General features: G+C 38.8%; 16 protein-coding genes, 1 other RNA gene and 1 riboswitch. Of the genes, 4 read left to right on the plus strand and 13 right to left on the minus strand.

All coding sequences use genetic code 11. The features are described 5' to 3' along the window. Positions 1-11: 11 nt before the first annotated feature. Positions 12-3,416: a helicase-exonuclease AddAB subunit AddB gene (gene addB, locus AC6IWN_RS13390; RefSeq protein ID WP_497987915.1), complete on the minus strand. Its 3,405-nt coding sequence runs from the start codon at positions 3,414-3,416 to the stop codon at positions 12-14. Positions 3,417-3,710: 294 nt separating this feature from the next. Here addB and AC6IWN_RS13395 point away from each other — a divergent pair, with 294 nt between their 5' ends. Continuing rightward, positions 3,711-4,154 (plus strand): hypothetical protein, encoded by a 444-nt coding sequence (locus tag AC6IWN_RS13395; protein WP_497987916.1) that lies wholly within the window; start codon positions 3,711-3,713, stop codon positions 4,152-4,154. Between the two features lie 121 nt (positions 4,155-4,275). Here the strand turns inward: AC6IWN_RS13395 and AC6IWN_RS13400 are convergent, their stop codons facing one another. The 5 genes from AC6IWN_RS13400 to AC6IWN_RS13420 all read right to left on the minus strand — a co-directional run bounded on the left by AC6IWN_RS13400 (position 4,276) and on the right by AC6IWN_RS13420 (position 12,205). After that, the gene (locus AC6IWN_RS13400) at positions 4,276-5,157 is read right to left on the minus strand and encodes a DegV family protein (protein ID WP_497987917.1); all 882 of its coding nucleotides are present in this window, start codon (positions 5,155-5,157) and stop codon (positions 4,276-4,278) included. A gap of 63 nt (positions 5,158-5,220) precedes the next feature. Further along, positions 5,221-7,146, minus strand: a complete 1,926-nt coding sequence (locus AC6IWN_RS13405) for an NAD(+) synthase (protein WP_497987918.1) — start codon at positions 7,144-7,146, stop codon at positions 5,221-5,223. Positions 7,147-7,350: 204 nt separating this feature from the next. Then, a non-coding RNA gene (gene ssrS / locus AC6IWN_RS13410) (6S RNA) lies at positions 7,351-7,529 on the minus strand. Positions 7,530-7,616: 87 nt separating this feature from the next. Further along, on the minus strand, positions 7,617-8,342 hold the full coding sequence (locus tag AC6IWN_RS13415; protein ID WP_497987919.1) for a winged helix-turn-helix domain-containing protein: 726 nt from the start codon (positions 8,340-8,342) through the stop codon (positions 7,617-7,619). A gap of 296 nt (positions 8,343-8,638) precedes the next feature. Continuing rightward, entirely contained in the window at positions 8,639-12,205 is a 3,567-nt protein-coding gene (locus AC6IWN_RS13420; protein WP_497987920.1) for a leucine-rich repeat protein, read from the minus strand. Positions 12,206-12,560: 355 nt separating this feature from the next. Between AC6IWN_RS13420 and AC6IWN_RS13425 the strand changes: the two genes are divergently transcribed. Continuing rightward, complete coding sequence (locus AC6IWN_RS13425) at positions 12,561-12,929, plus strand: VOC family protein (protein WP_497987921.1); 369 nt, start codon at positions 12,561-12,563, stop codon at positions 12,927-12,929. Positions 12,930-13,197: 268 nt separating this feature from the next. Here the strand turns inward: AC6IWN_RS13425 and AC6IWN_RS13430 are convergent, their stop codons facing one another. The 3 genes from AC6IWN_RS13430 to AC6IWN_RS13440 form a co-directional block, all read right to left on the minus strand. Further along, entirely contained in the window at positions 13,198-13,794 is a 597-nt protein-coding gene (locus tag AC6IWN_RS13430) for a histidine phosphatase family protein (protein ID WP_497987922.1), read from the minus strand. Positions 13,795-14,045: 251 nt separating this feature from the next. After that, positions 14,046-17,240 (minus strand): carbamoyl-phosphate synthase large subunit, encoded by a 3,195-nt coding sequence (gene carB, locus AC6IWN_RS13435; protein ID WP_497987923.1) that lies wholly within the window; start codon positions 17,238-17,240, stop codon positions 14,046-14,048. Further along, positions 17,240-18,322, minus strand: coding sequence for a carbamoyl phosphate synthase small subunit (locus AC6IWN_RS13440; protein WP_497987924.1), 1,083 nt, complete (start codon positions 18,320-18,322; stop codon positions 17,240-17,242). Before AC6IWN_RS13440 ends, carB begins: the two co-directional genes overlap by 1 nt. 440 nt (positions 18,323-18,762) lie before the next feature. Between AC6IWN_RS13440 and AC6IWN_RS13445 the strand changes: the two genes are divergently transcribed. Next, entirely contained in the window at positions 18,763-19,989 is a 1,227-nt protein-coding gene (locus AC6IWN_RS13445) for a peptidoglycan-binding domain-containing protein (protein WP_497992208.1), read from the plus strand. A gap of 115 nt (positions 19,990-20,104) precedes the next feature. Next, on the plus strand, positions 20,105-21,334 hold the full coding sequence (locus AC6IWN_RS13450) for a peptidoglycan-binding protein (RefSeq protein ID WP_497992209.1): 1,230 nt from the start codon (positions 20,105-20,107) through the stop codon (positions 21,332-21,334). Between the two features lie 145 nt (positions 21,335-21,479). Here the strand turns inward: AC6IWN_RS13450 and thiT are convergent, their stop codons facing one another. The 4 genes from thiT to AC6IWN_RS13470 all read right to left on the minus strand — a co-directional run bounded on the left by thiT (position 21,480) and on the right by AC6IWN_RS13470 (position 25,660). Further along, positions 21,480-22,178 (minus strand): energy-coupled thiamine transporter ThiT, encoded by a 699-nt coding sequence (gene thiT, locus AC6IWN_RS13455; protein WP_497987925.1) that lies wholly within the window; start codon positions 22,176-22,178, stop codon positions 21,480-21,482. 30 nt (positions 22,179-22,208) lie between these two features. Further along, a riboswitch (TPP riboswitch) is annotated at positions 22,209-22,313 on the minus strand. 134 nt (positions 22,314-22,447) lie between these two features. Then, positions 22,448-24,070, minus strand: a complete 1,623-nt coding sequence (gene groL / locus AC6IWN_RS13460) for a chaperonin GroEL (RefSeq protein WP_497987926.1) — start codon at positions 24,068-24,070, stop codon at positions 22,448-22,450. 17 nt (positions 24,071-24,087) lie between these two features. Further along, entirely contained in the window at positions 24,088-24,375 is a 288-nt protein-coding gene (locus AC6IWN_RS13465; protein WP_497987927.1) for a co-chaperone GroES, read from the minus strand. 574 nt (positions 24,376-24,949) lie between these two features. Then, a complete protein-coding gene (locus AC6IWN_RS13470; RefSeq protein ID WP_497987928.1) occupies positions 24,950-25,660 on the minus strand; it encodes a DUF6062 family protein in 711 nt (236 codons plus the stop codon).

Genomic DNA, 25,660 nt, shown 5'->3' on the forward strand with positions numbered 1-25,660 from the left:
CTTTTATTTTATCAAGACTCATCTCTCCCACGGAATATCTCAGCCTTCATCTCATCGATTGATTTTTTAGCCAGATTCCGGTATGCATGACCGGGAACACGAACATCAAAACCGCAGGCACTGCGGTAGCTGCAATAATCACATGCGGTTTCATTTGCAGAGCGATAAGGATTCACCCTGGTATCTCCGCTTAAAATCAACTTACTGTCCTCCGCTAATTTGCGGTTCACATAATCCACCATCGCATTAATATTTTTTTCCTTCTCCGCTACGGAACGTTTGGTAAGCTCCCCTTCCTTGTTGGTCTCTACCGGTATGATGTCGGATTTCACCGATGAAGATAACGTTCCGTCGGATCCCGCCAAGCGTTGATCCATCAATGCTAATACCTTCTTATCTTCATTAACCAATCCGTTCATTCTAAGACTCTTTAATATCTCTTCCTCCGTATGCTCAGATTTTGCTACAATTGGATCATCAATGTGATAATAGAATATGCCGGAAGGAACAATCTCTTTCCCCGGATGTCTCTTCTTTAGATAACCCATCGCAGCACTCAGATAGATGGACAACTGTTGCTGCAAGCCATAATATACCTTGCCGATATCGAATACGGTATTACCCGTCTTATAATCAATTACTCGAACATAGACCTTATCGTCTTCCTCATACAGATCCAGTCGATCGATGCGTCCCTGTAATGATAAGGTTCCGTCCGGAACATGATGAAATGCCATCTCATAACCCGAAGGTTCAAAAGAACCCTGTTTAATCTGATTGCACAAAGCCCACAATGTACGCACCGTTATTCGTTCCATACGTTTAATCAGGTACTCGTTTCGCTTCGTGCTCTTTAGGATGGAACTCTCATACTCCTCCACCGCCTGAGCCACACTCTCAAGTGCCCAGCTTTCACGTACCTCATCCGGTATGTTATGCCAGGTATATTCTCCGGTATCCAATCGCTTGGAGAAACGATCGATCGCATTATGAAAGATATTACCGATATCCGGAACCGCCAGCTTATACTCCTGCCTCTCCTCTAGGGTCAATCCATATGATAGAAAATGTGCAAATGCACATCCTGCATAGCGCTCCAACCTGGTCACACTACCATTTAGCTCTGCCCCGTATAATAATCTCGCAGCCTCCTTAGAGATACCTCGTTCTGTATTGATATAAAAGGCTCCCTTCACAAGCTTGTCAAGAATTTGGTTCTTCTCTCCATCACTGCGATAATACAAATATAGCTCCTTCCACAGTTCGGAAGTTTCTTTATGATGATATCCTCTTAATCCTTCGGCCAGATAAGTCAACCCTTCATCACGAAGAATATAATCCAGCTCCTCACAGTTTTCATCCTCTTCTATGATCTTAACCGTAGGGATTAGTTGCTTTACTTTCCCGATTAGAAAGGATTGATTAACTGCCTTCCCTTCACCATTCAACTTATGATAGGTAATATAAAGCTTTTCGTTAGGTTTTGTCATATTCAAATAGATATAGAATTGCTCCTGGAAGGCCTGCTGCCTCTTTGTCGGTGCCAGTTCAATATCATGATTTATCAACAATTCTCTCTCAATATCGGATAGAATTCCACCACTTGAGATTGCTTTGGGGATAATACCTTCATTAACCCCCAGGAAGAATAACGCTTTAATGTCTTTTAGCCTTGTTCTCTCCGTATCACCAACCACAACCTCATCAACGCCCGGAGGGATTAGTCCCACCTTAATCTCCACTAATCCTGTATCCAGAATTTCACCAAATTCCTTCAGGGTACAGTGCTCCTCCCCTAAGAGTAGAACCATCTGATCATAGAGTTCCATTATAATTGGATAAACCTGTTCATATTCCTTCGCTATCAACGGTTGATTTATCTCTGCAAAATAAGCTCGATACCCCTCCAGCTTTTCCTCTATTCGTAGTTGAACCCCCAACTCATAAAGAGCTTTCGTATACTCCTTCAACGTTCTTTCTTTATCTTTTAACACCTCATAAAGTGGTGTAATTTCTTCTATGAATCGTGCGCGGATCTCATTAATCTGCTCCAGCTTTACGCCTTCCTTGGTGCGGTATTTTCGTATAAACGGTTCACTCCATCTTTTATATCCTCTGATACCGGTAGCTATGATGTAATTCTCAATAATATCAATTTCTTCTTCGGCAAAATCAGTAAGTCCTGTTCTGAGATAACGAAAAACTCCCTCATAACTAAAATCCTCACTAATGACTACGAGGACAGAACGAAGAAGCGCCGCAAACGGATTACCCAGGATATCCTTCTTATAATCAATAAAGCACGGAATTCCGGAGATAACGAAACCTCTCTTTGCAATTCTTGCATACTCCTCCATATTGCCGGATACTACTGCGATATCCTCATATCGATATCCTTCCTCACGAACCAGTCTTTTGATTTCTCTGGCTACAAATGCAACCTCTTCCTCTGCATCCTTCGCAGCATGAATGGAGATATCCGTCTGCTCCTCCTCATAGGTTTCATAGGGATAACGGAATAAATTACGCTCCAAAGATGCTAATCCCGGAGCAGAACTAAATCGGTACGGAGTTTGTCCCTGATAGCAATCCTGAACCAGTACAGGCTTCTCTATCTTAGTTCCAACTTCTTCCCCAATTTTAGTGAGTTTTTGTATCGTTTTGGTACTAAGCCCGAACAGAAGATGATCTGAGTTCTTATTATCTATCTTCTCCCTGCGGTCAATTGTCACCGTAACCATAACCTTCTTAGCATTCTTTAGCATTTTACCAAGTAGTTGATACTGGCAGGGGGTAAACCCGGTAAATCCATCCAGACATATAACGGAGTTTTTCAACCACTGGGAGCGGTCGATCACTTCATTTAACACCACTAGAATTTCTTCCGCTGTGATGTATCGCTCTTTCATAAAATTGTGAAAACCCTCATATACGGTCAGCAAGTCAGTAAGCTTTGCTTTTAAAACAGGCTTATTCTGTGATACTTCCTGCATCTTTTTGATATCTTCAGGTTGGATATTATATTGATAAAACTCTGACATCAGAGATTTTAATTCATTCACAAATCCCGGCTTCTTTACGTTAGAGCCAAACAGGATTAAATCCTTGCGCTTTTCTGACACCACCTTACGAAGTACCATACTCTTTCCGGTATCCTCTAAAATTGGCAGATCACCACCACCTACTTCATCAAAGATACGGTATGCAAAGCGTAAAAAACTAAGAATATCGACATTTGTTACACCATGATCCGGGTGCATCGTAACGATATCCTTCTGAGTTTGTAGGGTGAATTGTTCTGGAACGATAACCAGATAATCCGTATCCGGATTCTGCCTAGATTGGCTGATTATCTCTTGGTAGAGCTGATACGATTTGCCTGCACCTGCACTTCCTAAGTAAAATTGTAAGGACATAATTATAACCGCACCTTTCCTTTATATTAGTCTGTTCCGAGTATTATACAAGCACAAACTTCTAGGTGTGAATTATGCTCTTAAATAATTCACACTAAACACATCATTCCTACCCTTTATGTTAGTTTGTGCCGAGGATTTCGCAGGCACAAACTTCTAGGTGTGAATTATGCTCTTAAATAATTCACACTAAACACATCTATCATTTCATTTTATCTGCATAATTTATTATTTCTCATAATAAGATATAGTAAGAATCAAGACATGAAGCGAATCATGCTCCGGAGGATAGATATGGCAAAAACAAAAATAGTAGTTATCCAATTAAAAGAAATCATATATACAGTGATTTTTGCGGCATTAGGAATTCTACTAATACTACTTCTCATATTTATGTTCAGAGGTGGTAAGGATGATGGGGTAGCGAAGAACGGAACTGAGTTATATAAATCAGGAAAATACACTTCTACCATATCCTTAAATGATACGGATTTTAATTTAGAGGTAGTGGTCGATAATAATCATATCAATCACGTTGATATTCAGAACATCAATGATTCCATTGCCGCAATGTTTCCGCTTGTCAAACCATCCTTAGAGGATATCTCATTACAGTTAAGCAATGATGTTCCTCTTGATAAGATTGAGATTGACCAAGAAAAGCAATATACTGAGCAGATGCTGATCGATGCAATTAAGGCCGCCTTGGAACCGGCTAAGTTGAACAGCAAAAAATAAATTACATAGTATCAACATAAGTCTCATCACTTATAAGTACTCTTTATAACCATAGAAATGATAATCTATGTTATTCCGGGATGCAGTTATGTATTAATTTAACTGCATCCTCTTTATTATTTTATTTTAAATATTTCTTAAAAGGGGAAACCTCATCTAGAAAAATAATTCCAATGATTCCTGGACCGGTGTGAGCTCCAATTGCGCAACCAACATAGTTATTCATAAAGTGCTTACAGCCATACGTCGAAGTCAGCTGCTCCTTAACAAATTCCATCGTAGTAGAATCATCACCATGCACTAAGCCAATGTACTGATTATCCAGTTCTACACCTCGTTCTCCTACCATCTCAATTAATCGTTTCAGAGATTTTTGTCTTCCTCGCACCTTTTCAACCGCCTCGAGCGAACCGTTATCATTCACATGAAGAATCGGCTTAATATCAAGTAAACCACCGGCTATCGCGGACGTTCTGCTCAGTCGCCCGCCTTTAAAGAGATATTCTAACGTATTTACGGTAAAAACATGTTCCATGTGATTACAGTGCCATTCGATAGCATCAATAATCTCTTGCTTGGAAGCGCCATTTTTTTGCATTAATAAAGCATAGTAGGTCGCCAATCCAAAGCCAAGGGAAGCACATTTGGAATCAATAATCGTTAAATCAAATTCAGGATACTTCTCCAAAAGTTCAGTTTTTGCAAGGTTTGCAGCATTATATGTACCTGCAATTCCTGTAGAAAAGCAGATATAGATAACCTCGTCCCCATTCTGTGCATAGGATAGAAAATGTTCATAGAACATATGGGAATTGATATGATAAGTCTTTACGTCCTTGCCAGACCCTAGAACTTGATAAAAATTCTCCGGTAATATTGTTTCACCGTCAAAATAATCAATTTCATCAATTACAACAGGTGTCGGTATAACATGCAGGGCAAATTCTTGCTTTACCCAATTGGGTGTATCGGAGGCTGAGTCAGTAATAATTTTGAGTGCCATAGTAAGTTCTCCCTTCGTAACCAAGCATGTAAATACCACATGCACAATATCGTTATTAAATAATTATAACAATTCTAATTCTTTCATCCATAAGGTAGCGGACGCATCACTTGGCATTCTTAGATCACCTCTCGGTGATACAGATACACTACCCACCTTTGGACCATCTGGTAGGCAGGAGCGTTTGAATTGCTGGGTGAAAAATCTGCGATAGAATATCTTAAGCCATTTTAAAATCTCTACGTGTTCGTATTTCCCTTCAAACGCTATCTTTGCTAAATGATACACTTTAGTCGGAGTAAACCCAAACCGTAATATATAGTAAAGATAAAAATCGTGTAATTCATAAGGTCCCACGATATCCTCTGTTTTTTGTGATATTTCCCCATCACTTGGCGGTAATAACTCCGGGCTTACCGGAGTGTCCAGGATATCCTCAAGAACTTCTCTAAGCTTCCCATCCTCTGCAGTATCAGCAAAGTAAGAGACCAGATAGCGAACAAGCGTCTTCGGTACGGAAGAATTTACTCCGTACATGGACATATGATCCCCATTATAGGTTGCCCATCCAAGTGCCAGTTCAGACATATCTCCGGTTCCTACAACAAATCCGTTATATTTGCTGGCGATATCCATTAACACCTGAGTACGCTCTCTGGCCTGGCTATTCTCATAAGTCAAATCATGAACATTCTTATCATGACCGATATCATTAAAATGTTGCTCCACCGCCGCACGAATCGGAATTTCTAGCAGAGTTACACCCAATCGATTTGAAAGCTCTACTGCATTATTATAGGTTCTGTCAGTGGTACCAAAGCAAGGCATCGTTACTGCGACAATTCCCTTTTTATCAATACCTAGAAGCTCGAATGCTCTGTAAGCTACTAACAGTGCTAACGTTGAATCAAGTCCACCTGAGATACCAAGAACCACACATTTGCCACCTATGTGAGAAAGTCTGGTCTTAAGCCCCATCGCCTGAATGTCGATGATATCCTTACAACGCTTATCACGCTCTGCTTTATTAGACGGAACGAATGGAGCAGGATCAATAAATCTTGTTAATTCGATCTCAGGAATCTCTTCTTGACCCATACATAATTCAAAACGAACGACCTGATACGGTAAGCTATGCTGATTAAAATAAGTAAGCATTCTTCTTCGTTCGCTCTTTAATTTACCCAAATCAATCTCACTGGATATGATTCCATTCTCAAATGCCTTTGATTCAGCTAAAACCGCTCCGTATTCTACTATTAGATTGTGTCCGGCAAAAACAACATCCGTAGTGGATTCTCCCTCGCCTGCATCACAATAAAGATATGCACATACCAACTTACCTGACTGACTCTTTACTAGATCTCTTCGGTACACATCCTTGCCTGTCAGCTCATCACTCGCGGACAGATTTGCAATTACCGTAGCACCGGCTATACAGTGTTCTGTACTTGGTGATCTAGGCACCCACAAATCCTCGCAGATCTCTACTCCGAGAACAAAACCGTGTATATTCGAACATTCGAACAGAATTCGTGAACCAAAGTATATATCCTCGCCTTCAAAATTAATAGTAATCGGATCAAGAATACCGGTTGTAAAATGTCTGCCTTCATAAAACTCCGTATAGTTCGGAATATTCATCTTAGGTACAAGACCGAGAACTTTTCCTCCCTGAATTACGGCTGCAGTATTATATAGCTTGCCCCTTACGGCATATGGAAACCCTACAACGGCAACAATATCTTTGCCAATTGTATAGTTAGCAATTCTTTTAATATTTTTAATTGCTCCATGCAATAATGTATCCTGTAAAAACAAGTCACCGCAGGTGTAACCGGTTATACAAAGCTCAGGGAATACAACTAATTTATTACCCTGACTCTCTGCCTCCCCAATTAACTCCATGATTTTCTCCGCATTATAATCACAATCCGCGACCTTTATCACCGGAGTCGCAGCCGCAACTCGTAAAAATCCATGTTTCATCGGAAGCCTCCTCGTTAGCTATTTATAATCCAAGTATTTATATTATCATTATCCTATTTTAATTTATTATAGATATCTCCATGCAAAAACACAAGGAAAATGTTGATTTATCAAATGCTAACCAAAGTAAATGAATGTACTATCAATAATACTACTATTGTTTTTCTGTACAAAAAAAGCGGCATAAGCCGCTTTTATCATTCGTGTTAACCCAAAATGCCGTTTCCTGTATTTTGACTCCTAGCTAAGCTAGGTGGGTAACCGCACATAAGCTTCTGCCTTCCACTGCAAACGGTGGCTTGACATCCACTTCCGAATATAGGAATCCCGTATTAAATCATGTAGGTTCAAAATAGCAGGAGTGTCGAACACTTCAGGAAATCTAATATTATTGTAACCAATTTTCTGATTTTTTTCAAGGTTTTTATCTCTTTTTTACTTGGTAATTTCAAACTGGGCTACCATGGAAATTATCTTCCATTTTTTTGAAACAGCGTTAATTCTTCTTCCATAATTTCAAATTTGTATCCGACTCCCCATATGGTCTTGATATTCCAAGTAGGATGCTCCACCGTATCCAGCTTGGAACGAAGACGCTTTATATGAGAATCCACAGTCCGGCTATCACCAAAGTAATCAAATCCCCACAAGCTATCAAGTAAATTATCCCTGGTGAATACCTTGTTCGGATTAGTAGCTAATGTCCACATCGTATCAATTTCCTTCTTGGTTAACGATATCTTCTTCTCTCCAATATGAAGCATATATTCGTCCAGATTAATCTCCAAATCACTTATTTTATATATCTTTTCAACAACCGGTTCAACCGGTACATTAACAACTCTTCTTTTAATCGCCCTTATTCTAGCCATAACCTCCCTGGGGCTAAACGGTTTCAAGATATAATCATCTGCACCAATATCAAGTCCTAGTATTCGATCAAATTCATCACTTCTAGCTGTAATAAAGATGATTGGCACATTCGATACACTTCGTATTCTTCTGCATATTTCATATCCGTCCTCCGTAGGCAGCATGACCTCCATCATTACTACTTCCGGATTATATTCAGCAAACAGTCTGAAAGCCTCTTCCCCATCGTCTGTAACCAATGGTTCATAGCCTTCCATTCTGGAATATGTAGATAACATATCAGTAATATCACGATTATCATCAGCAATTAATATATGCTGCATAATGAAAATCTCCCTTCATAATTCTACTGTTTTCTATCTCACGTATTTTATTATACATGAAAGTTCAACCCAAGCACAATAGTAAAAGAAGTCTAAATGTAGGTGCTAAAGCAGGCATATTACTTATATATAGTATATTGATATCCAATTATTGTCAACCTTCTTAGACTTTTTCATCCATTTTTAAGAATACCAACTTACCAATGAAATTAGTTTGTACTATTATATATATAGCAAAAATAGAACCACACAAACCTTTAGGCTTGTATAGTTCTATTTTTCAAATTAACTTCTCTTTATTTAACGTTATAATAATTTCCGTAATAATCACTTATGCTACTGACATATCTTACTCCATCGTAAGTAAACTCAAAGGATAGCGTTGTATATGGATCATACCAGGTCGTAGAACCTTTTACTTTAAATGTTACATAGGAAGAACTATGGGGTGGAATTTCAATCCAACTTAAATTTTTACCCGATTTATCTACAAGCTGTAAGGATCTATTGTAACTCGAGTAATCATCATCAACCATTTTCGCATTCGTATTATATATCCTAAAAGGACGACTTCCAGTATTCTCCACATAAATCATAACACTCTTGCAATTAGATGAGGTTACTGACGGGCTCAGCACAGTGACAGAAGGTGGAGACGGCGGTAATGTTGTACCTTTCACAATACTTGAGTATTTACTATACACTTTGCCAGAAGCTTGATAAGCTCTGATCTTATAGTAATACGATTTTTTTACTCCAAGTCCTTTATGCGTGTATGAAGTACCGGTGACTGTTGCTAAAAGTTTATACTTTCCTGTTTTAGAACTTGAGTACCACACTTGGTACTTATTTGCACTTGAAACTGCATCCCATTGAATCGTTACTTTTCTACTTCCGCCTATCGCTCGTACGTCACTTGGAGCTATAGCTTTAAATGTTGTCCACTTTGCATACACGGTCATATTTGCTCTTATTGTAATTGGGAATGTTACTTTGGTTCCGCCGTTAGTAGAAGTATACCAGCCGGCAAATACATACCCTTTTTTCGTTGGATTTTTTGGTGCTTTAACCCTATTCCCAGAATATGTCGTGCTACTTTTTACCCCTGTTCCTCCAACTGTATTATAAGTAATTGTGTAGTTAGGGAGTGCTTTCCATTTCGCTGTAAGGGTTAAATTACCCTTCAACGGTGTTTTAAAATTATATAACACGGTGCCATTATACCAACCGTCGAAAGAATACCCAGCTTTCGTTGGCGAAATTGGGATGGAAACTAGTTTGGTCAATTCTACTGACTGGCTTTTTACTAAGCTTCCTCCATTAGAATTAAAGGTCACTTTACGCATACTTGCGTAGTATATTTTAATTACATCATTAAATGTGTTCTTTCCCACTACAACCGAGGAACTAGGTAATATTATGGAACTCAGGTCTCCACTGTCATAAAACGCATAATCTCCTATGTATTTCACATTCTTAGACATTGTAACTTTACTAATATTATAACATCCATAAAAAGCTCCTTTTCCAATCGATGTTATCGTATCAGGTATTATAACCGTTTTCAATAAAGTGTTATCTTCAAAAGCATATTGGCTTATTGATGTTACTTTTACTCCGTTAATGGATATTGGTATTGATAAAGTTGAATTAGAACCGTTATATCCCATAATTGTTCCTGTATGTATATCAAATACAAAGGAAGTAGCAGTATCAATGTACGGAGCAGTTGTAATTGACGCTATGTTTGTCGGTTGGCTCGAGGTTTTTAATCCGATTGATTTACTATTCGTTGTAGTGACTACACAGTAGTAATATTTTGTCCCAACACCACCTAAGACAGGAGTATAACTCGTACCTTTTGCTCCAGTTATCGCAATACCACCCGATGTTGATTTAGTGTTATTAACATACCACTGATAAGTAAGGGTTCCTACTCCCCTAACTGCTGCAGATATCTTTAAAGCTTGCACTGTTTTACCTTGTCTATAGGTTGCATCTGCTGGGTTTGCTTTAATATATGGTCTATATGTTTGGTCTGCATAGAATACCGCAGTATCCGTATCAAATGCATTTTTTCCAAGAATCACTGAGGAATTAGGTAGAAGAACAGCATTTATATAATTCGAATAGAATGCTTCTTCTCCTATGTTCTTAATATTTTTTGACATTTTTATTGAGCTTAAATTACAACGGTAAAATGCCCTGTTCCCTATTGTTTTAACACTATCAGGTATCATTACACTTTTCAAAGTATATTTCCAAGAAAATGCCTCTCCTTTGATAGCGGTTACAGACACACCATTTATCGTTGAGGGTATTACCAAATTATTATCATCCCCTGTATAATCAACAATGGTACCCGTGATAAGATCAAACGCGATAGAAGTAGCAGAATCGATATAGGGATTTGTAGTAATTGCTGCAGCCTGAGAGACTTTGTTTGCTGTTTTAGATGATATTGATTGATTATTTGTTACAGTTACTACGCAATAATAATATTTTGTACCGACGCCTCTTAAAACCGGGGTATAGCTTGAATGAGTTGCACCCGCAATTAATACACCACCAGTTGTCAAATTCGTTGTATTAGAATACCACTGGTAAGAAAGAGTTCCCGCTCCTGCAACACGTGCACTAATATTCAAAGGTTTCACAGTTTTACCTTGTGTATAGGTTGCACTTGATGGATTTGTACTTATGATTGGCTTATATGTTAAATCCGCATAATAAATAGTTATGTAAGAATCGAAAGCGTTAGTTCCTAGGCTGATCGATGATTTAGGCAATACAACACTATCAATGTCATTTCCGTAAAATGCATTATCCCCAATACTTTTAATATTTTTTGACATCGTTAATGAACTAATACTACAACGAGAAAATGCACTATCCCCTATCGTAGTAACACTGTCTGGTATTGTGACATTCTTCAATTTATAATTAAAATAAAATGCCTCATCAACGATTGTAGTTACTGACACCCCATTTATCGTTGAGGGAATTACCAAAATCTCATCATCCCCTGTATATCCGGTAATTGTACCTGAAGTTAGATCAAAATCAATAGAAGTTGCCGAATCTCGGTAAGGATTTGTTGTAATAGAAGCAACTAGAGAGGTTTGTTTTGCAGATTTCGTTACGGTAGCGTTATTATTGGTTGTAGTTACCACACAATAATAATACTTTGTGCCTACCCCACCTAAAACCGGAGTATAGGTTGCACTGGTTGCACCCGCTATCGAAACACCACCGCTTGGTAAATTCTTAGTATTGGAATACCATTGATAAGAAAGAGTTCCCACTCCTGCCACGCTCGCGCGAACATTCAACGGAACTACTGATTTACCTTGTGTATAGGTTGCACTTTGTGGGTTCGTATTTATGATTGGCTTATATGTTTGATCAGCGTAATAAACCGGTGTTAAATCATCAAATGAGGAATTTCCCAAAATAACCGTTGATTTTTGAAAAAGTACATAATCTATGTTATTAAAATAAAATGCATGATCCCCTATCGCACTGATATTTTTTGACATAGTTAACGAATTGATACTACAGAAAGAAAATGCATAACTCCCAATTGTAGTAACACTGTCCGGAATCGTTACACTTACTAATGTATCCTTATTCTTGAATGCATCATCCCCGATGGCTGTTACCGCCACTCCATTAATAGTTGAGGGTATTACCAAATCACTATCATTACCCATATACCATGTAATCGTGCCGGTATTGGTATCAAAAACGATACCGGTAGATGGGTCTGTCACCGTAGCCGCTTCTGCTTTTGATGTGCTTTGTAATAAAAGGACTAAAAAAACAGCAAACATTGCGAATAGTTTAATCCATATTCTTTTCATAATCATACTCCTCTTTCGTATTCTAATGATTTTATATTTACATTTATATCCTTGTTTATCAGTAAGAATATGGTACCATAAAATGCTATAAAATGGAATATAATTAAATTATTATTTATTGATGCTCCATGAATTAAAACATTTAATAACTAAAGACTAATTTTAAAGGATTAATTTCTATAACATAGTATCCTCTTTATTTCTCAAACCTTTATATCAAAGTTTCCAATCATCTTTATTATTGAGAATATACTGATTTTTCTTCCCTTATAAACTACTTTTATGTTAACATATGGATTAGAATCAGTTCAAGTTAATGCTTATATCTATTGGAAACAGAAAGAGAGGAATTATCATGGCATTTAAATTTCTGCATAATAATTTTAATGTAAAAGACTTAGAGAAATCACTTCAATTTTATGATGAAGCGTTAAGATTAAAAGAGGTAAAACGTATTGTTCCGGATTCCGGTGAATTTATCATTGTTTTCTTAAGTGACGGGTCTACCACCCACCAGCTAGAATTAACCTGGCTGAGGGATTTTGACAGAGCATATAATCTTGGAGATAATGAATTTCATTTAGCTCTGAAAGCTGAGAATTATGAGCAAGCTCACAAGAATCATCAAGAGATGGGATGTATCTGTTATGAAAACCAAGCGATGGGAATTTATTTTATCAGTGACCCAGACGGATATTGGATTGAAATTATTCCAGCAAAGTAAATGATTTAACGTGATGACGACTAAGATATATTCTTTAAGTTATTGTTGATTATACTATAAAACGGAACAATGTTAATTTCTGAAACATTAGTTGAGCGATACCTCCAAGCAATGCATTACAGGAATTTAACTTCGTTCCGTTTCTCTTTTAGAGCATGAAGTATAAGTTTCTAGTACATCATATTTAATATAGAAGTTTATTATCTGTTTTTTTATCTACTTTTATAAACCAGATGATAAACCTCTAATTAATTAAAGTTAGATGATGTCATAGTTTCATCTGCTTCTTATTCCCGTTGAATACTTTCTCTACAATAAGTATTTCTTCTTTTCCGACACATTCCAAACCCTCAAAATCCAATCGAATCATATATGGCATATAATCAATAATACGAAGAAAGCTGTCACAATTAAAATTTGAATTATAATAATTTAGAATGGAGCTTAATGCTGTACCATGAGTTCCAACTATAATAGATTCTCCTTGGTGCGTATGTAAGATTTCTTTCATTACTTCTATATTCCTTCGTTGAACCATTCCGATGGATTCGCCGTCTTCTTCATGAAACTCTAGGTCTTCCCACCTTTTATGAAACATATTCATATTATTGGCATTAAGTCCTGCCTTACGTTCTCGAAGCCTTTCATCGGTATGCAGGGTCACACTCTTACTTTCAACACATTTTCGAATCGTCTCCATGCTGCGGTAATATGGGCTTGAAATCGCAAAATCTAAGGTAATGTTTTTCAATGCCTCTACAACTTTCTTACTATCATGAATGCCTTCTTCCGTCAACGGTCTGCTTCTGTCATCCTCCCAGCCATGCTCCGGTTGTGCATGCCTTACAAAATAGATATGTGTCAATGTATTTACCTCCTGTAACAATCAATTCTTTCAAACTAATTAATAATATTATAACTGACTTCCACCTATCTTTCAAATGTATCTGGATAATTTATATTCTTCCCACCAAAATACAAATAGCGTGTGAACTATAATCCATTATGAGACTTAATTGCCGCCATAAGCGGAAACCTATCAACATCGTCTCTTCAATTGAATTATACATTCACACGCTATCTGTTTATAACTTTATAATCATCTGTAACATACTATCAGATCTTTGCTACATCCACTAAAGTGATATCGCTGTTGTCACTTTCCATACTCGCTATTAACGCTGCTGCCGTATCGATTGCGGTGAAACAGGTTACACCGGTCTCGATAGATAGACGACGAATGATGAAGCCATCTCTGGTCTTATCACGTCCCTGTGTAGGCGTATTGATAACCATATCAATCTTGTGGCTTAAGATTAAGTCAATGATGTTCGGACTTTCTGCATCTATCTTCTCCACAAGCGTTGCAGCCACCCCACCATCTCTTAATGCTTCCAGTGTTCCCTCTGTTGCATAAATCTCATATCCAAGAGCAACCAATCTTCTACCAAGGTCAACAGCTTCTTCTCTATCCGCTTTATTCACCGTCATAATCATCTTCTTATGCTTTGGAAGATTTACACCGGAACCTAAGAAGGCTTTATATAATGCTTCATGGTAGGTCTTTGCAATACCAAGGCATTCACCGGTGGATTTCATCTCCGGTCCTAAGCTGGTTTCTGCACCGCGTAATTTCTCAAAGGAGAATACCGGCATCTTAATTGCGATATATTGTGACTCCGGCCATAATCCTGGTGTATATCCAAGGGATTTTATTTTCTCACCTAAGATAACTTTAGTTGCAATATCCACGATCGGTAATGCGGTTACCTTACTGATATATGGTACGGTACGGCTGGAACGAGGATTTACTTCGATTACATAAACCTCTTCATTATATACAATAAACTGAATGTTAATTAAGCCAACTACATGGAGGGAATTCGCAAGTTTCTTCGTGTAATCAACGATATCCGCTTTCACCTTTTCACTCACATTCTGAGTGGGGTATACGGAGATACTGTCACCGGAGTGGATACCAGCTCGCTCGATATGCTCCATGATACCGGGAATTAAGATATCTTCTCCGTCGCATACCGCATCTACTTCTACTTCCATACCCATCAGATATTTATCAACCAGAATAGGATGTTCCTGCAATGTCATATTGATAATTCTCATGAATTCAACGATATCGCTATCGCTCACCGCAATCTGCATGCCCTGACCGCCAAGTACGTAGGATGGACGTACCAGAACCGGATATCCAAGCTCATTTGCCGCAGCAAGTGCTTCTTCGGTGGTGTATATGGTTTTTCCTGCCGGTCTTGGAATACCACATTGTTCAAGAATCTGATCAAATAGCTCTCTATCCTCTGCTGCGTCCACGTCCGCTGCTGAGGTTCCGAGTATCGGAACACCCATCTTTAATAATGCTTCCGTCAGTTTAATTGCAGTTTGTCCACCAAACTGTACTACTGCACCATCCGGTTGCTCGATGTCTACGATATTCTCTACATCCTCAGGAGTTAATGGTTCGAAGTAAAGCTTATCTGCAATATCAAAGTCGGTACTTACTGTCTCAGGATTATTATTTACGATAATGGTTTCGCATCCGCTCTTTGATAATGCCCATACACTGTGTACGGAGCAGTAGTCAAATTCGATACCCTGTCCTATACGGATTGGGCCAGAACCGAGAACCATGATTTTCTTTCTGCCACTCGTCTTCTCCACTTCATTGAAGCTGCCAAATGAGGAGTAGTAATATGGTGTTGCTGCATCAAACTCTGCTGCACAGGTATCAACCATCTTATAGCCAGCCACGATACCGTTTTCCTTACGTATAGCCTTTATCTCTGCTGCAGGCTTACCTGTAAGCTCAGAGATAACACGATCCGGGTATCCAATACGTTTAGCCTGCGCCAATAATTCAACAGTAAGGGGAGCCGATTGAAGTTCTTGTTCCATCTCCACAAGAATTGCAATTTTATCGATAAACCAGAGATCAATCTTTGTTATTTCATGAATTTCATCATAAGTAATTCCTCTACGAATTGCTTCTGCGATAACAAAGAGACGTCTGTCATCTACTAGATGTAATTCGGAGCGAATCTCCTCCAAAGTTTTCTCTTCATAATTTCCGTATTTTAAGCTGTAGATATTCTGTTCTAAGGAACGAAGTGCCTTCATAAGCGCTGCTTCGAAGTTGTTGCTGATGGACATAACCTCTCCCGTTGCCTTCATCTGAGTGGTTAATAATCTCTTCGCAGTAATGAACTTATCAAATGGCCACTTTGGAATCTTCACTACACAGTAGTCAAGGGTCGGCTCAAAGCTTGCATATGTCTTCTGTGTAACTGCATTCTGGATTTCATCCAGATTAAAGCCTAGTGCGATTTTAGCAGCAACCTTAGCAATCGGATAACCGGTAGCTTTCGATGCAAGTGCAGAAGAACGACTAACACGTGGATTTACTTCGATTACTGCATATTCAAAGGTATCCGGGTGAAGTGCATATTGAACGTTACATCCACCGGTAATCCCCAACTCTGTAATGATGTTCAATGCAGAAGTACGTAACATCTGATATTCTTTATCACCAAGCGTCTGAGAAGGAGCCACTACAATACTGTCACCGGTATGTACACCAACCGGGTCGAGGTTCTCCATATTACATACAGTAATACAGTTACCTGCACTGTCACGCATTACTTCATATTCGATTTCTTTCCAACCTGCGATACAACGCTCAATCAGACACTGACCAACACGGCTCAAACGAAGTCCATTTGTACAGATATCTTCAAGCTCCTCCTGGGATGCTGCGATACCGCCACCGCTACCACCCATCGTATATGCCGGGCGAACAACAACCGGATAACCGATTGAGTCTGCAAATATAACCGCTTCACCAACCGTAGTTACTACCGTACTTGCGGTACAAGGCTCACCAATCTTCTCCATGGTGGTCTTAAATTCAAGACGATCCTCTGCCTTTTTAATGGTTAAGGAGGTTGTACCGATTAATCGAACATTCTGTTCATCTAGAAAGCCTGATTCTTCGAGCTCCATTGCAATATTCAAAGCTGCTTGGCCACCGAGTGTAGGCAATACGCTATCCGGTCTTTCCTTCAATATAATTCTTTTTACAAAATCAGGTGTTAAAGGCTCGATATATACGATATCCGCAATCTCTTTGTCCGTCATGATTGTTGCAGGATTGGAGTTAACAAGAACAACTTCGATACCTTCTTCCTTTAAGGAACGGCAAGCCTGTGTACCTGCGTAGTCAAATTCTGCCGCCGAACCGATAATGATCGGACCGGAGCCGATAACCAATACTTTTTTAATACTCTCTATTCTCGGCATTATCCCTGTACCTCCATCATATTAATAAACTCGTCGAAAAGGAACTCACTGTCCATCGGACCTGCACAAGCTTCCGGATGGAACTGAACAGAAAATACATTCTTACCAAGGTAGTGCATACCTTCTACTGTCTTATCATTAACATTAACAAAGCTTACTTCTGCCACTTCCGCGCTCAAGCTGTCGCCCTTAACCATATATCCGTGATTTTGAGTGGATATGTAAACTCTGCCGGTATTTAAATCTTTCACCGGATGGTTTGCTCCACGATGACCATATTTCATTTTCTCTGTATCTCCACCGTTTGCAAGCGCCAATAACTGATGGCCAAGGCAGATTGCAAAAATCGGTACATTACTATCAAACATATTCTTAACTTCTGCGATAATCTCTGTACATTCCTTCGGATCTCCAGGTCCATTGGATAACATAATACCATCCGGATTGTTCTTTATTACTTCCTCCGCTTTTGTAAAAGCAGGATATATCGTAACCTCACACCCTCTTTTCGCTAAGCATCTAGGAATATTATTCTTTAAACCGTAATCCATAAGCGCAACCTTATATTTTGTTTCGCCTATTGCAGGGATTACTTTCACATCCTTTGTTGTGGTTTTCATAACAACCTTTTCAACCTTATACTGTTGAATACGTTCCTGTACTTCTTCTAAATTATAATTTTCGTTCGTTGTAATCATACCGTTCATAGTACCTTTATTTCTGAGCAGCTTAACCAGTGCTCTGGTATCAATTCCGGCGATTCCGGGGATATCATTTCTCTCTAAAAAGCTTTGAATGCTCTCTTCATTTCGGAAATTACTAGGCATTCTTGATAATTCTCTTACTATGAAACCATCAAGCCATGGCTGATGTGATTCCATATCCTCGTAACATATACCATAATTACCAATCAAAGGATATGTCATAACTACACTTTGACCTGCATAAGAAGGGTCTGTCAATACTTCGAGATAACCTGTCATACCGGTGTTAAAAACAATCTCACTGATAATCTCCCGTTTAGCTCCAATACTCTCTCCCGCAAAGACATTACCATCCTCAAGAATTAAGAACGCTTTCATTATATCCTCCATTCCGCCGATTTCTCGGCATATATTTAAGCATGAAAATTATTAATTTTCTTGCATATTTATCAATTAGTTACCGAATTTGTGCAAAAAAAAAGAATACTAGCCCATACTGGAGACATTCATCCCCAAATATCTATTCTTAATTTTTATAAATTTTACATGTATAAATATTCATTTCTCTAAGCATTTTTATGATTGTAGCATATCTATTTTGAAATAGCAAGAGGTTTTAAAAAATTTATTAATTATATATATTAATGATATATATTATCAAATATGCAAGTAGTTATTCTTATCCTAATTCACATTTTTAAACAAACAACATAAGTTGGTAATAAAATGAGCGAATTGAGGTCAAAATCATGAATTCCTTTCATAATCCTCAAAACCAGTACAAAGCAATTCCAAATTTAAAAGTATATCCAACCCAGATGGAGACACAATCACTCGGACGATATCGTGTACGTTGTACTACTGCCGGAGAGATTCCGATAGCGAATGCAACCGTTACTATCACCGCACAAAACGAACCAAATAACGTTCTGGAACGTTTAGTTACAAATGACGATGGACTTACTGGGGAGGTGGAGCTCGCCACTCCCCCATTAGACTACAGTCAGGAGCCAAATCAACCTAGACCTTTTGCTAATTACGATGTCCGGGTTGAAGCACCGAACTATGAGGTGCTTTTGTATAATGGCGTTGAAGTATTTCCTGATGTAACCGCCGAGCAGGAATCGATCATGACCCCAATCGAGCAAACACCTGGAGAACGCATCTATAACATTGATGCCAACACTCTATATGGTGTATATCCACCCAAAATCCCCGAGAGCGAAATCAAACCCACAGGCGAATCCGGAGAAATCGTATTAAACCGTGTTGTTGTTCCGGAATATGTTATTGTACATGATGGTGTACCTTCTTCCAGCGCTCAGGATTACTATGTCAGGTTTCGAGATTATATTAAAAATGTAGCCTCCAGTGAAATCTACTCCACCTGGCCGGAAAGTACTATTTATGCAAATGTCTTGGCAATCCTATCCTTTACTCTAAATCGTGTCTATACGGAATGGTATCGCAATCAAGGTTATAACTATACAATCACTTCCTCAACCGCATATGATCACAAATGGACACGAGGAAGAAACATATTTGCAAACATAAGCTTTATTGTAGACTCAGTATTTGTCAATTATATCTCAAGGCCGGGTGTAAGGCAGCCTTTATTAACGCAGTACTGTGACGGGCAAAGAGTACAGTGCCCAAGATGGATGACGCAATGGGGCTCTAAAAGTTTAGGTGATCAAGGCTATACCGCGATACAGATTCTACGAAACTTCTATGGTAATGATGTATTTATAAATACCGCAGCTGAAGTATCCGGTGTCCCTAGTTCCTGGCCGGGTGCCAACTTATCAACCGGGTCAAATGGAGAAAATGTAAGAATCATTCAACAACAGCTTAATCGTATTGCACAGGTTTACACTGCTATCCCCACTATAGTTGTTGACGGTCAATACGGTCCAAGAACAACTGCTGCTGTTAGAGCATTCCAAAACATTTTCAGTTTACCCGCAACAGGCGTGGTTGATCGCGCCACCTGGTACAAAATCTCACAAATCTTTGTTGCTATAACAAGAATAGCAGAACTCTAATCACACCTTCCTATTTAAATCATATTTTATAATAAGCGATAAACGAGGTGACGAAATGAATCCTTACTACTACAATAAGAACAAGTATAAAGCCATAAAGGTATATCCGACACAAATGAGCACCCAATCACTCGGGAGGATACGGGCACGTGTTATGGGCGCCGGGATGGTTCCGATTGAAAATGCTACAGTTACAATATCAACCACAGGAACACCAGAGCAACAAATCGCAGAGGTTAGAACCAACTCCTCGGGCCTAACCGAGATTATTGAGGTTCCTGCACCTCCCCTGGAATTTAGCCAACAACCCTCGGATCAACAACCATACGCTAATTACCGAATTAATATGTCCGCATCCGGTTTTGAACCAGTAGTAGTGCAAAATGCTGAGGTAATGCCAAATGTAACCGCGTTACAGGATGCAACTCTGCGACCCGAAGAACCGCAAGCACAGCCCGATCTCTATGTAGTTCCACCTCATACCTTATTCGGTGATTACCCACCCAAAATAGCGGAGGCTGAGATAAAACCAACCGGAGAATCAGGTGAAATTGTCCTTAACAGAGTAGTAGTCCCCGAATTCGTTATTGTACACGATGGTCCTCCAACCGACCGATCCGCTAGAGATCATTATGTTCGCTTTAGAGATTATATTAAAAATGTAGCCTCCAGCGAAATCTATTCCACCTGGCCGGAATCCACCATAACCGCCAATGTCCTTGCTATCTTATCCTTTACACTCAATCGTGTATTTACAGAATGGTACCGAAATCAGGGATTTAATTTTACTATCACCTCTTCCACCGCATTTGATCATAAATGGATTCCCGGTAGAAACATCTACGATAACATAGGATTAATCGTAGACAGTATATTTAATAATTATTTATCCAGACCCAATGTTAAGCAACCCATTTTGACACAGTACTGTGATGGAAACAGAGTGCAATGCCCGAACTGGATGACACAGTGGGGATCCAAGCAATTGGGCGATCAGGGGCAATCTGCAATTGAAATTCTGCGACATTTTTATGGAAACTCCATTTATATCAATACGGCCACCGAAGTGTCAGGGGTTCCCTCCTCCTGGCCGGGTTCAAACCTAACCATAGGTTCCTCTGGTGCTAATGTGAGAACCATCCAGGAACAACTTAATAAAATTTCAGAAAAGTATCCTGCAATACCTACAGTTGCAGTAAACGGTCAATTCAATAACCAAACCGCTGAATCCGTTAAAGCCTTTCAACAAATCTTTGATTTGCCTGCCAACGGAATCGTAGACTTCCCCACCTGGTACAAATTATCCGGCATCTATGTTGCAGTTACCCGAATGGCTGAACTGTGATTTTCATGTATGTATACCGTATATGATGTATACCGTACGGAAAGGAGAACCCTTACGGTGACAGAACTATAATGACCCATAACATATTTCATTCAAAAAGGACCAACACAAAATCCCTTGAAAGCGATTTAATGTTGGTCTTTTATTAAAATAATGTAATTTGTGTCTGAGTTGCCATTCCTTTTACCTGAATAAATGCCTGTCGAACAGGTGGAATCAATAATATTATTATCGTTGCGATTGCTTCCGGTACGATATAAGTTGCATTATATCCTAAGGAATAGATAATTGGATTCATACCCTTTGGAGTGTACATACTAAAGAACACAAATCCGGAGATTACATGGCTGATATATCTACCGAATACGCCTAGTACATATCCTTTAATTAATCCATTCTTTGATTTTGAAAATACTCCACTCAAACCTAAGCAACCGAATGCGATCGGGTAGTCTAATAACATTTGTACCGGATGCAGAATGGTAGGACCTAAAATCAGATTAATAAAACCATAAGCGATACCGGTAAGTACTCCGGCCTTGGTACCATATAGATAGCCAATCAAAGCAATAAACAGCATACTGAATAATGTGATAGATCCACCAAATGGCAGTTTCGCAAAGGTGATGAACGAAGTAACCACGGCTAATGTTACCGCCATTGCAGAAAATGCTAGCTGCTGAACTCTAATTTTTGACTTACTGTTTGAAAACGCAGCCATCGCGATAAATAAGATAGCCACAACAACAAAGAGTGCTATATTACCCGCTAGTGTAGGTGTGTAATAGGTTTCTGCGCCGGAACCTTCTTTCGTTGTTAAAAAATTCAAAATATCTTGAAACATAAAAAAACCTCCTTATGATTGCTTCGGAGGGGGCCACTTGAAATGCTTCCTTCCGCCGGTATTATCCGGATCAAGTAGTAAGGGTCAGTATGTAGTACAACATACCTCTCAGCCTGGGCTCCCCTAGCAAAATATATCATTTTATTTTGTCTCAGCTATCATAACGGATAAACCAAAGGATGTCAATAGGAGTATCCGAAGAAAATGAGAGGGCAGACAAAAATCATTTGCCTACCCTCTTAATTAATTGATTTAAAATAATGATTTTATTACATCATACCCATTCCAGGTGCGCCTGCAGGCATTGCCGGCTCATCCTTCTTGATATTTGCAACAACGGATTCTGTTGTTAATAAAGTGGATGCAACACTAGTTGCGTTCTGAAGCGCGCTTCTTGTAACCTTAGTAGGATCCAGAATACCTGCTTCTACCATATCAACATATTTCTCAGTTAAAGCATTGAAGCCAACGCCCTGTTTGCTAGCCTTTACCTTACTGATTACTACAGAACCTTCTAAGCCTGCATTGTATACGATGCTGTATAAAGGAGCATCAAGTGCTTTAAGAATAATATTTGCACCAGTTTTCTCGTCACCGTCTAATTTTGCAGCTAATTTAGAAACTTCCTTAGATGCGTGGATATATGCGGAACCACCGCCTGCAACGATACCTTCTTCCACTGCCGCTCTGGTAGCTGCAAGAGCATCTTCCATACGAAGCTTGTTTTCTTTCATTTCAGTTTCTGTTGCAGCACCAACTCTGATTACTGCTACACCACCAGCAAGCTTAGCAAGTCTCTCCTGTAATTTCTCTTTATCAAATTCAGAGGTAGTTTCTTCAATCTGAGCTTTGATCTGGCCAATTCTTGTAGTGATATCAGCTTTATCACCTTCACCATCAACAATAATGGTGTTTTCCTTCTGAACCTTAACTGATTTTGCACGACCAAGCTGCTCTATAGTAGCTTCTTTTAAGTCAAGACCTAATTCATCAGAAATAACTGTACCGCCAGTTAAGATAGCGATATCCTGAAGCATCGCTTTTCTTCTGTCACCATAGCCAGGAGCTTTTACTGCAACAGCAACGAATGTACCTCTTAATTTATTAAGAACTAAAGTTGTAAGAGCTTCACCCTCGACATCTTCAGCGATTATTAATAATCTTGAACCAGTCTGAACAATCTGCTCTAGTACAGGAAGGATTTCCTGAATGTTTGAGATCTTCTTATCCGTGATTAAGATATATGGATTCTCAAGGGTTGCTTCCATTTTATCCATATCGGTACACATATAAGCGGAAAGATATCCACGATCAAACTGCATACCTTCCACAAGATCAAGCTCAGTCTTCATGGTTTTAGATTCTTCGATTGTGATAACACCATCATTTGATACTTTTTCCATCGCATCAGCAACTAACTGACCAACTTCATCATCACCTGCAGAGATTGCTGCAACTCTTGCAATCTGCTCCTTACCCTTTAAGGAAGAGCTCATTGTTAAAATTGCTTCTACAGCAACATCAGTTGCTTTCTTCATACCCTTTCTAAGGATAATAGGGTTAGCGCCTGCTGCTAAGTTCTTCATACCCTCGGTAATCATAGCCTGTGCAAGAACAGTTGCTGTAGTTGTACCATCACCTGCTACATCATTTGTCTTGGTAGCAACTTCTTTCACTAACTGAGCACCCATATTCTCAAAAGGATCATCCAACTCAATTTCCTTTGCAATTGTAACACCATCATTCGTAATCAAAGGTGCACCGAAAGATTTATCAAGAACTACATTTCTTCCCTTAGGTCCAAGGGTTACTTTAACGGTATTTGCTAATTTATTCGCGCCGATTTCAAGCGCTGCTCTGGCTTCTGCGCCATATTTAATTTCTTTAGCCATGTTGTGTTTCCTCCATTCTATTCTTCTACAACTGCAACGATATCATTCTGCTTAACGACGATGAACTCTTCATCCTCCAATTTCACTTCAGTTCCCGCATATTTGGAGTAAATAACCTTGTCGCCAACTTTAACCTGCATCACAACTTCTTTTCCATCAACGATTCCGCCAGGACCAACAGCGATAACTTCTGCCTGCTGAGGTTTTTCTTTTGCTTGGCCGGGTAACACAATGCCTGACTTTGTTGTCTCTTCAGCAACTAATTGCTTCAATACTACCTTATCTCCTAAAGGTACAAGTTTCATGTTAAAATTCCTCCTTAATTAATTATTACTAAATTTTTCAAGGGAACCACAAACTCGGATAGTAATCCGTATTTGTTACGTGATAGAATTCCACGGTGTGCATTAATCGTGAATCTCACATTACCCTTAGCTTAAGAATTATTAGCACTCCATGTGGTCGAGTGCTAACTTTGATTATTATATTAGTAAATTTGCTTTTATAATGCAACTTCATTTCCATTAAAATATCATAGCAAATTTAGTAATTTCTCTCTCATACTCTTAATATCTCGCGATATCTCATTTTTTCTCATTTTTATGTTGATTTCACTGCTATCTTCTGTTCACACCCCATGAAATCTGTTATTCCATATGACTGATCCATTCGTTTAATGTAATGTTGCATCGAAGTCAAAATAGATTAATTTCACATATATAAAAGGCGCAAGAAAAAGTTATCACCTAACGGCAATAACTTTTTCAATTTCATACATACTAATTAAGTATATTCTTTATCAGTCATAATATACCATGTTTGACAAAGTTTAATAAATTTAAGCAATTACGTGAGCTTTTTAACTTCATTGTTAAGGGTTTATAGTATACTATTTGTCTTTTGCATGGATCTGGGTAATGCATCCTTGGCATTCTTCCAGGGTTCGTCTGCATAACGATAGTCAAATTTATTGATGAACCATTCTAAATCATCCCTTACTCTTTTCATATTGTCCAAGTAAAGAGTATTTAACTCCGTGATAAAACTTGATAATTCGTCACCTTTTAGATTGGTAGGAGCTTCTTTATAGAGCATTTTATAATGCTCAGAACAAAAGCCCTTTGATCCCTTGAATTTTTCCCGAAAGTCATGATCTGTATGATAAAGATGAAAGATTGTAGCAAGGTAACGTTGAAATGTTGTTTCTATCTTATCACAAACAAAGCAACTGTGTTCTATTGTATCTAAAAAATCAACTACGGGAGATTCCTCTGCCTTCTTACGAAACAGTGAGGTGGCAGAAATCTTGGTTCCTGAATGTTTTTCAACCATCTGGATCGTATTATCCATGTGTGATTTTAACATCAATGCCAATCCCAATCGATTTTGATTCTGATATAGCTGATTAAGGTGCTTCTCACAAAATCCCATACGCGAAGTCGCCCCCCTTATATCATCTTCCATATAACTAGGACCCATAGTATATTCTACCGCATCCGTCTCCAACTTTTTTTTCATTGCACACAGAGGACATTCGCATTCCGATTCAAAAGCTTCATTCACCGGGATAGTATATAATTTTTCTTTCAA

It is taken from the genome of Variimorphobacter sp. HTMS_6 (assembly GCF_059717775.1).

Excerpts from the sequence above, each read along its gene's own strand:
- AC6IWN_RS13445 (WP_497992208.1), top strand. The coding sequence starts at position 18,763 with ATGGAGACACAATCACTCGGACGATATCGTGTACGTTGTACTACTGCC.
- AC6IWN_RS13440 (WP_497987924.1), bottom strand. The coding sequence starts at position 18,322 with ATGAAAGCGTTCTTAATTCTTGAGGATGGTAATGTCTTTGCGGGAGAG.
- AC6IWN_RS13450 (WP_497992209.1), top strand. The coding sequence starts at position 20,105 with ATGAGCACCCAATCACTCGGGAGGATACGGGCACGTGTTATGGGCGCC.
- AC6IWN_RS13420 (WP_497987920.1), bottom strand. The coding sequence starts at position 12,205 with ATGAAAAGAATATGGATTAAACTATTCGCAATGTTTGCTGTTTTTTTA.
- AC6IWN_RS13395 (WP_497987916.1), top strand. The coding sequence starts at position 3,711 with ATGGCAAAAACAAAAATAGTAGTTATCCAATTAAAAGAAATCATATAT.
- thiT (WP_497987925.1), bottom strand. The coding sequence starts at position 22,178 with ATGTTTCAAGATATTTTGAATTTTTTAACAACGAAAGAAGGTTCCGGC.
- AC6IWN_RS13400 (WP_497987917.1), bottom strand. The coding sequence starts at position 5,157 with ATGGCACTCAAAATTATTACTGACTCAGCCTCCGATACACCCAATTGG.
- AC6IWN_RS13415 (WP_497987919.1), bottom strand. The coding sequence starts at position 8,342 with ATGCAGCATATATTAATTGCTGATGATAATCGTGATATTACTGATATG.
- AC6IWN_RS13465 (WP_497987927.1), bottom strand. The coding sequence starts at position 24,375 with ATGAAACTTGTACCTTTAGGAGATAAGGTAGTATTGAAGCAATTAGTT.
- carB (WP_497987923.1), bottom strand. The coding sequence starts at position 17,240 with ATGCCGAGAATAGAGAGTATTAAAAAAGTATTGGTTATCGGCTCCGGT.
- AC6IWN_RS13405 (WP_497987918.1), bottom strand. The coding sequence starts at position 7,146 with ATGAAACATGGATTTTTACGAGTTGCGGCTGCGACTCCGGTGATAAAG.
- addB (WP_497987915.1), bottom strand. The coding sequence starts at position 3,416 with ATGTCCTTACAATTTTACTTAGGAAGTGCAGGTGCAGGCAAATCGTAT.
- groL (WP_497987926.1), bottom strand. The coding sequence starts at position 24,070 with ATGGCTAAAGAAATTAAATATGGCGCAGAAGCCAGAGCAGCGCTTGAA.
- AC6IWN_RS13425 (WP_497987921.1), top strand. The coding sequence starts at position 12,561 with ATGGCATTTAAATTTCTGCATAATAATTTTAATGTAAAAGACTTAGAG.